Annotated in this window: 4 protein-coding genes; all 4 read right to left on the minus strand. The window is 51.7% G+C overall.

The features are described from left to right. Positions 1-139: 139 nt before the first annotated feature. The 4 genes from AC5DC2_RS14915 to AC5DC2_RS14930 all read right to left on the minus strand — a co-directional run bounded on the left by AC5DC2_RS14915 (position 140) and on the right by AC5DC2_RS14930 (position 8,113). Positions 140-868: a hypothetical protein gene (locus AC5DC2_RS14915; protein WP_491699040.1), complete on the minus strand. Its 729-nt coding sequence runs from the start codon at positions 866-868 to the stop codon at positions 140-142. Next, a complete protein-coding gene (locus AC5DC2_RS14920) occupies positions 865-1,266 on the minus strand; it encodes a hypothetical protein (RefSeq protein ID WP_491699041.1) in 402 nt (133 codons plus the stop codon). Before AC5DC2_RS14920 ends, AC5DC2_RS14915 begins: the two co-directional genes overlap by 4 nt. Before the next feature lie 10 nt (positions 1,267-1,276). Next, positions 1,277-5,458 (minus strand): caspase family protein, encoded by a 4,182-nt coding sequence (locus AC5DC2_RS14925; RefSeq protein ID WP_491699042.1) that lies wholly within the window; start codon positions 5,456-5,458, stop codon positions 1,277-1,279. A gap of 504 nt (positions 5,459-5,962) precedes the next feature. Further along, on the minus strand, positions 5,963-8,113 hold the full coding sequence (locus AC5DC2_RS14930) for a KAP family P-loop NTPase fold protein (RefSeq protein ID WP_491699043.1): 2,151 nt from the start codon (positions 8,111-8,113) through the stop codon (positions 5,963-5,965). Positions 8,114-8,363: the final 250 nt, after the last annotated feature.

An 8,363-nucleotide genomic window follows, 5' to 3' on the forward strand; every position in this document is an offset into this window, starting at 1 on the left:
TGGGTCTCCTCAAAGAGCAGTTACCACGCCACAGCACAAAAATCAGGACAGTCCCGGGCTGCCAGGTGGAAGCATATAAGACAAGACCGGCTACTTCCATCGATGGACAGTCAACGCAATGCAGCGTGACCGTTCTCCCTCAACTCCATGCATAGAACCAATCCCATGACCGCCTTTTTCCAAACTGAGCTTCCAGCCACAGCGTCGGCTCAGCGTAACCGTCCAGAGAGTCTTGCTTGCTCAGAATGTACGGCATAAAGAAATCAACGAAGTTGTTCAGTGTGCCGCTATAAAAGGTCTCGGCTGTGCGAATTGAGCAAAGCTTCGCTTGAACACAGAGTCCAAGGCGATTGAAGAAGAAAAGAAGCTTGTCAAAGTGCTCCTCGTTTTCACCCTTAGAGAGCAGGGCCTCCGCAATTTTCAATCGAATGTTGTTTGCCGCACGCTCGGACTGCGCGGCCATTTGCAGCTCATCAGTCGGTATCTCGGCTAAGAGCTCTTCGACATCTTCCGTAAAATGAGAAAAGGTATCTTGATAGCCACGGACCTCCCAGAGGTCGATCATTTCCAGTGTCTCGCGAGCGCGCTCTCCTTCAAGGTGCCAGGAATACTGGGCTATTCCGAAGAGGAAGCTTGGAACCGCAACCATCAAACCGATTGCTGCCACAACACCGGCTAACGCTTCCCATTTCCAACCGGGCCAGAAAAGCAAGAACTGGTCCCGTTCTTTTCGCATCGGCTCTGAGGCCAAATCATCCGGCTGCCCTGTCTCATTGTTGTCTGGTTGCTTGCCATCCTGTTCGGGTGGATTATCTGTTGCCGGGCCGGCTTTCGGTGCGTCATCGTGGCCAGATTGCTTGGATGTCATTTACATAACTCGACAAGGTCAAAACGAACCGTCGGATCGATCGGCGCTCGCAACTCTTCCAGCAGTTGCCCAAGGCACTTCAAGCTGTCCATGTCGAGAATGTAGGACGTTCTCAACTCAAAGGTTCTCGCTGAGCTGTTGTCTTTTTGCTCAAGTGTAGGAAAGGCCGCTATACCGCGTCCGCCTTTACGCTCGCCCCCGGTACATGAGGTTAGGCTGATTTCAGCCCTCTTTTTTTCGCTAGATTCCACCTGACTGAGATAAGCATCGAAATTTTCGACGAAGCAATTTGCCTGCTGACTGTCGAGCTCAACAACCTCGTCGCAAACAAAACATGACTGAGCGCTTGTTTCTGCGGGAATGAGTGCAAGCACCGCCAGAAACACGCCAGCAAACAATCTGTCACTTCTAGAATACTGCATAGTCGCCCACCATTCGGCTACGTGCAATCCAGGGGGTTTGCGCGCCCTGCTGTCGCTGAACGACGATATCCTTCACCCCGTTATAGAGTTCGGATGCCTCGATACGACCGTTATGATTGAGGTCATAGCGTTCACGCTCTGACGACAGGACTTGTTCAAGGGCGACAGTAAAGACGCCTCCGCCAATATCCCCGGCTTCTTGAGAAAGTTGCCGTCCCTTTGACGCGGACAGGATTGTCACATTGGAGTTTAACGCGGTGAGATCCTGAACGATTTGATCATTGGCTGCTGTTGATCTGAGTGCCGCGGATCCGGAATGGCAGGCGTCGATGATTACGGTAATGCGCGCTTCGCTTTCAGCAATCAGATTAGCTACCTCCGAAAACGCGAGTGCGGTATCCTCCAGGTGATCCAGCTGGGTCTCTGATGTCCCGAGATAAAAGACGCCGTTTTCATCACGTAGCCCATGCCCTGCAAAATAGAATACTGCGTTGTCTCCCATCTCTAGGCCCTCCAGCAATGCCCGGGTTCTAGTCAATATAGCCTGCCGAGTGGCTCGCCGGTCCTTTAAATAGTCGATGCTGTTGAATACGGGGGCGCTAGGGCCTAGGCCTCCATCAAGCGCTTCAGCAAATCGTCCTGCATCAGCCAAGGCGTAGTCAAGGGAGGGTATTTGCGGGTCTGAATAGGTATTGACGCCAATCACGAGCGCCCGACTTACCGCTGAGGGAATCGGAGTCGCCCCTATATCGGCGGAAACGGGAAGGCTTGCGAGGCCATTGCCATCGGCAGCAATCACGGAAATCCAACGTGCATCCTTGAGCCGGGCGAACTCCAGTTGCGTTGGCTCAGCTAAATCGCCGACGGCCATGCTGTCAGTTAGTAGTCCGTCCTGAAACACGTTAAGCGTCGAGACTGTGGCGAGATCATAGTCCAAATCTGCAAGAACCATGTCTCCTTCTCCAGCGTGTATACGACCTGAGAGCGCGGGTGGGAGACCGACCTCTTTGGCCGGGTCCAGTCTTTCCTCGTAAAGCGCTAGCTCTGCAAGTCCGGGCGTTCTTAACGCTGCGCCAAAACGGTCCAGGCTGAACTGCCCGTCGTGCCCGGGAAACTTCAGATCGATAAGGCTCGCTGCCTCCGCAGTTGCATCAAAACGAAAATCATCCGTCCAGACGGCTACCTCATCATCGACGATCCGCCCGGAAAGAACAACATCGCCGTCTTCAATTGCATGAACGTAGAAACCAGCATCGGAGTTCAATTGGACCACGTGCCGGCCATCCTTTGTCATCCATGCATCTTCAAGCAAATCACCATTGGGCAGATCATCTCTCTTCCATACAAACTCTTTAGCATTTCGATCATAGATTGTAACGGCTGCGCTCCCGGGAGAATACGTCATGAGGTAGCGGTCATTTGCCTTAATCAGAGGATCATGATCAAACCATCTAGGCTGGGTACTGTTCCCGGAAAACCAAGCAGAATCTGCCATCAACTCATCTTTGCTAATGGGCTTTGGTCCAGCTAAATCCATGACATAAATCGCCTGATAAAAGCGCAAGGTTCCAAATGTCGCGCCTGCACTGCAGGCCGCTCGAGCAACCCAGATAGAATGATCTGGCTCTGAAGGGACATAAGACAAAGAGACGATATCTCGCGGCGCCAAAACAAGTCCTTCGTCCGTCTCTGTGTCGCCGAATATTACGTGACTGCATTCAAGCTTCAGCGCATCAAAGTCCTCAGGAAGTCCCCACTGATAACGCCAGCCAGCTGCAGAAGCCTCATGAACAAATTGTCCGATGGCCTTTTCAGATCGAGCAAGTCGCTCGTCATAATCCGCGAGACCGTTCATATGCTCTCCGCCGCCCAAGCGGTTGTATGAGACATGATCGGCAAGTAATTGCACACCGTCAGTCATTGGCATCAGACCGAGGCCTATGCGGTTCATTTGATCATCAAAGTTCTCTGCGGTCTGCATTGAATTTGTTGATGACCGGGAAACAGACGACTTATTCGGCGAATTTCGACGGCTAGGCAGCGAAGACGATCGAAGCTCAATTGGCTTGATGTTTGCGGAAGCAAACCAACCAATTTGGGCGTTCTCCAGTGTCGATGGTTCAGACTTTCCGCCCGAGAATTTGTCTCGTGACAATTTTGTGCTTTTGAAATCTCCTGGCGCAAGAAAGCCCATTTCGACACTGGATGGTGCAACTGGACCGATAGAACTCAGTATTTGGTGGTAGGTTGCTATGCTGCCCACTTCCTCCGAGCCATAGGCATTCAAGGGGTTATCGGCGGCAGCATAATCATGAGCCTGCAAAGAGCCGATACGATAGCCAAAATCTCCCCAAATTGAGTAGTTTGCGTTCTCTAGATCAACTGCGACGTGGGTGGTTTCAGGGGCGGCACTGCAGCAAGACGGCCCGGTGACCTGTTCCTCTACGGACAGATTTTCTCCAAAGAGCGAATGCAGGTTGACCTCGGCCCAAGGCGAAAGCGTCACCATTATCACGCTATCGCCCATCGCCCAGAAGATGTCGCCATCGAACGTATTCGCAACGGTGTTGCCGTCGACGACGTCGACGACATCGAGCCGGTCGCTATGACGAACGGCAAGGAAGCGATGGGTTGGAGATACGATCAGCTCGCTTCCTGCTCGCTCGATAATTTCAGTTTCATCGGAGGCGTTAAGAATCAGAAACCGGTCACGATTAAACAAAATCCGACGCTCAAATTTCTCAAGGGGGATTTCGTGTGTGTAGGCGGCCATACCCTGGGCGTTTGAGAGAACGATCTCTGCCTCGTCGGGAGCAATCTCGAAACTCTTCCGGAATGTCTTGTATCGCCTTTCTTCTCCACATTGGCGCAAGTACCCCACGAGGGATACCTCAATGTCTAGAGAGCCCGAACGCAGCGGTAGGAATGCAATCCGACCGTCCTGACCCGAGCCGCGCGCATAGAGAGCAACGAGAGCTCGGTGTTTTCCCTGACCTTCCTGAATGCCAAATGGATTCGGAGCTTCCGGTCCTAGGGCAATCGATCCCGAACCTTCAAATCGGATGGGCTGATCCGACGATATGACGAGCCAGACTGGTATGCGCTCTTCAAGCAGGTTTCCCTGCCAGCTCATCGTCATCGGCGTACCGACAGCAAGTTCGTCGGAACCTCGGACATCAAAGACAAGTGACTGACTCAGTCTTTCCAAAGTCCGGTCTTCGGCCGGACAACTTCCAGCAAGTGCGTTCGAAAGAGACCTGATACGTGCCTGCCATTCCTCAACAGCCTCTCCCTCTCGAGCCGCTGCATCTGGATCCATCACCAGATCGGGGCCGCGGGTCGGCGGACCGGGAAATGCAGGTCGTGGCGCTAGTGCCTGTCCCGTTACCGCTCCTTGATAGAACTTTTGAGTTCCAAGGTCATCTTTCAAAAAACAGGTATTGGTGCGCCCGTTATGTGTATAGAAAAAGCATGAGGTCGTCAGCTTACACAGCTCTTCGCACTGCTCCAGTGTTAGGTTTTGCAGCAAAGGATCTTCGAGGCCGCTCCTGAGGTCGTTCCCCCAGAGATCAAGATCGTTATATCGCTTGAATTCTGGAACGTCCTCAGTCTCTTCTGAAGCGTAGGTCAGATGCGCTTCGTCGTCGACGCGAAAGGGGCCGCCGGGGAAAACGGCCTCTGCGTTCCTGAGATCCTCGCGATAGCGCGTGCAATAACCTTCGACATTTCCGATTGCCTTTGACGAGCCAGACAGACCGAGCCGGAAGTTGCGCCCCGGTACGGCGAGGACTGCCGTGCTGCCGGACTTTAGGGCCGCGACCAGACTTGCGTGCGCCGCTTCAATAAAAGCAGTTCTTTGGTGACCGCTCAATCCCAGATCGAAGGAGTGTGGCGAAAGTCCATCGACGGAGACGCGCATGGTCCGGGGCGGCTCCGCGCCCATGTAGGGTAGCGTGAACGAAAAACCCAATTGCCCTCCGCTGCCGCAACTAAAGATCAGACATGCCCCCGTGCCGGTTTGTGCAGAGCAGGCCGACGCTTCCAGCGACATTCCATCCCGGTAGTTCTGCCAATATGTTGTACGGTCGGGAACGCGCGCTGCACTTACCGCCGTTGAGAAACAGATCAAGATGATCGAAAGAAGAAGAAATTTGATAAAAGGTACCATTTGACCGCCCCCGCAACCAATGGAAGCATTGAAGTCGATCGAAGAACGGATTTCAAGCAAAAGGTCGAATCTTGGGTGCGGCTCAGGAACCCGACTCGAAACTCAATGAGCCGGATTTGAAAGTAGGTGATTGATACCAGCAGGTGGTTCAATCACTTCTGCCTAGAACGTGGAGGTCCGAAAGCTCGGATTCGGCGGTGTCACGGACGTCGGTTTGGTTAGCCAGTCTTGTGACATTATCTGTGTAATGAAATGTGTAACATTTCACTTTAGGTATCTAATTTATGTCGTAAATTCAATGCCTAAGTTCTAAAGCGCATGCGCTCCACGCGCACCACAAATTGACCGTTCAAATTTATATAAGTTATTGAAATATATAGATTTAATTCTATAGAAATTTTTCGTGTGTAGCGTGACGCGCGGTTTTACAATTTTGACAGCTGGTTTTGCAGCAAACAGTTTTTGTCATGTCAAATCGACAACGCGCTACTCAACGCCTTTTTTTTATTTTGGCTTAGATTTCTGGTGATCCCAAGCTTCCAGAAACCTCACGACCAATTCTTGGTCGGTCTCATTAAACTGATCACGATCGATAGCCTCCTCCAGTGCTTTCCGAAAAGTTTGCGGGTCGATAATTTCTGTGTTTTCATCAATTCGAACCGTCGTAGAACATATTCCTACCCGATCTCCTAGCATGCCAAATCCACCCATGCCGACTGACCATCTAGTACCCGTCATTGCCCGAACAAGCGCAACAAGTGATGTTGTTTCCCGCAGTTTGCTTTCGGTCCACTGCCGGACCTCCTCGGAGTTATCGTCCAAGAACTCTTTCCATCGGTAAAGGATTGAAAGCAGGTCGGAGTGCGTAATAAGCGAGCCGTTTGAAGCGGCCAAGCGAATAGCTTTCACTGCCCGCTCTTTAAATAAAGGCAATGCTTCCTTCTCTACCAGGCATTCTTCTTCCCTAGAAGGTCTCTGATCCTCTCTAGGGACGTGGTCCGAGTCCGCAGAGGCAACGAAATCAACGAGCCATCCGAGAGGAGCTGTTTCTGTGGCACTCAAGTAGATTTTTGTCCTTTCCTCAATCGAGAATCGCTTGTGGGTTAGCCTTCGGATCAGCCAGTGATAGCGAAGCGTGGTATTCTCGAAACTCATGCCTCTCCCAGCGTCCCGCTCCATATCTATTTCATCATGGATTTCAAACAACGAGGTGATCAGCGCCTCAACTTTGTCCGCATCTATGTGTTTCGCGTGGGTGATTAGTTCATCAAGGAAAATCGGCACTTGGGATTTTCCCGTTCGATGTTCGATTTTGGCTGCGGATCGAAATTTCTCTTGTACGAATTCTCGATCATCCGCCTTTCTAATCAGGTCAGCAAGAAGCTGGCTAGATAAAGTCTCTTCGCTGAGAGAGAGTCTGAAATAGGTATCAAAATGAGCCTCGACGCAAACTCGACGCTCCGCGCCCCAGATATCTAGCCAACCATGGCCATACCCTGCTCCTTCTAGTCGTGGGAAAAGGCGCTGTAGCGTTGTTTTGGCAAGCTCGTGAGAAATCTCTGGTACGTTTTTTAGAAACACATCGAACCGCGACTCGACATCTCTACCGGCATCACCATCTTGGCGCGAGCCACATAACAGACCCTTGTTGGCCTTTATGGCAAAAAACAAGCCAGGCTCGTACAACCGTATTGTTTCGAGGCCAACAAAGTCGCCTAGGTCGACTTCTCCGGCGATTGCGGGCCAAGTGACGCTAATAGCGTTTTGAAATCGTGCCACATGCCGCGGCGAAGAAATATAGGGCGCAAGAACATCATAGAAGATATTCATGAAGCGGGTCATTCTATCTTCTGCGGGCTCGCCGCATATTTCAGAAATTGTCGATAGAACGGCATAGTTTAGATCGTCAGGAAGAGGGCTCGGAATCTCAAATGACGCCTGGATGATCTTTTCCAGAAAGTGTGGGCCCTCAGAGGGATATTTTTCTTTAACGGCTTGTTCGGCGAGTTGCCTATCGAAAACCACTAGGTACATCACGTTTGGAAGCCTGCCCACTGATTTGATCAGCCGGAAAACAGCAAGAGCCTCCTCAGCGCTGAGCCGGTCTAAATCGTCGATGACCACGAGAAATCGCCTATCTTGTGCCTCAAGGATCGAGGCCAACTTCTGAAAAGTCTCTTCCAGAGGCTCTCCGTCTGGAAAAAAACGGCTGGCAAATCCCATCGCACCACCGACGACCGTTCCGACTGGGCCCATAGGGGTAAGAGCGGCTGCCGTTCCAATCACTGGGCCCGCCTGTAAAATGCCCCTTCCAATCTGAGGGACAAGCCCTTTCACTTTGTCTTTGAGTGTGGTCCCCAAGATCGCATTTAGATTTTGAAGGAATGCCAGCGCTAAAGCTTCCTCCCCTCGATACCACCAGCATTTGAATTCTGTAGCCACGAGACGCGGGTCATCCCTTTTGCGTAAAGAAGACCTGACCAGATTGACGACACTGCTCTTGCCGGCTCCCCATGGGCCGTTTAGGGCGAAAGTTGTCCCAATTGGATTACGTATTCCCAGAATACTTTTTGACAACGCTTCTGCGAACGGCGTGAAGCCGTATCGATCGTCGTCGGCCGTTTCGATTGGACTGTCATTGAAATAGTTCGTCATGAAAGCCCCCCTCTTCAATGTCCGCTTACGAGTGTCGAGAAGACTATCATCTCGACAATATATGCACAGTAATTTTCAGTCGTTCTTGCATAGCGACCGTTTCTGCTGAATAATCAGCTCCTTCACGCCCTTCCCATTTCCCTCAGCGATCGAATAGGTGCACTCGACCTCCTCGATGTCGAACCGTGAGAAGGTCTCATAGACGCCTTGAACGGCTTTCAAAGACAGGATGAACGTGCCTTGAAGTCCG

The sequence above is a fragment of the Martelella sp. genome, assembly GCF_984369615.1.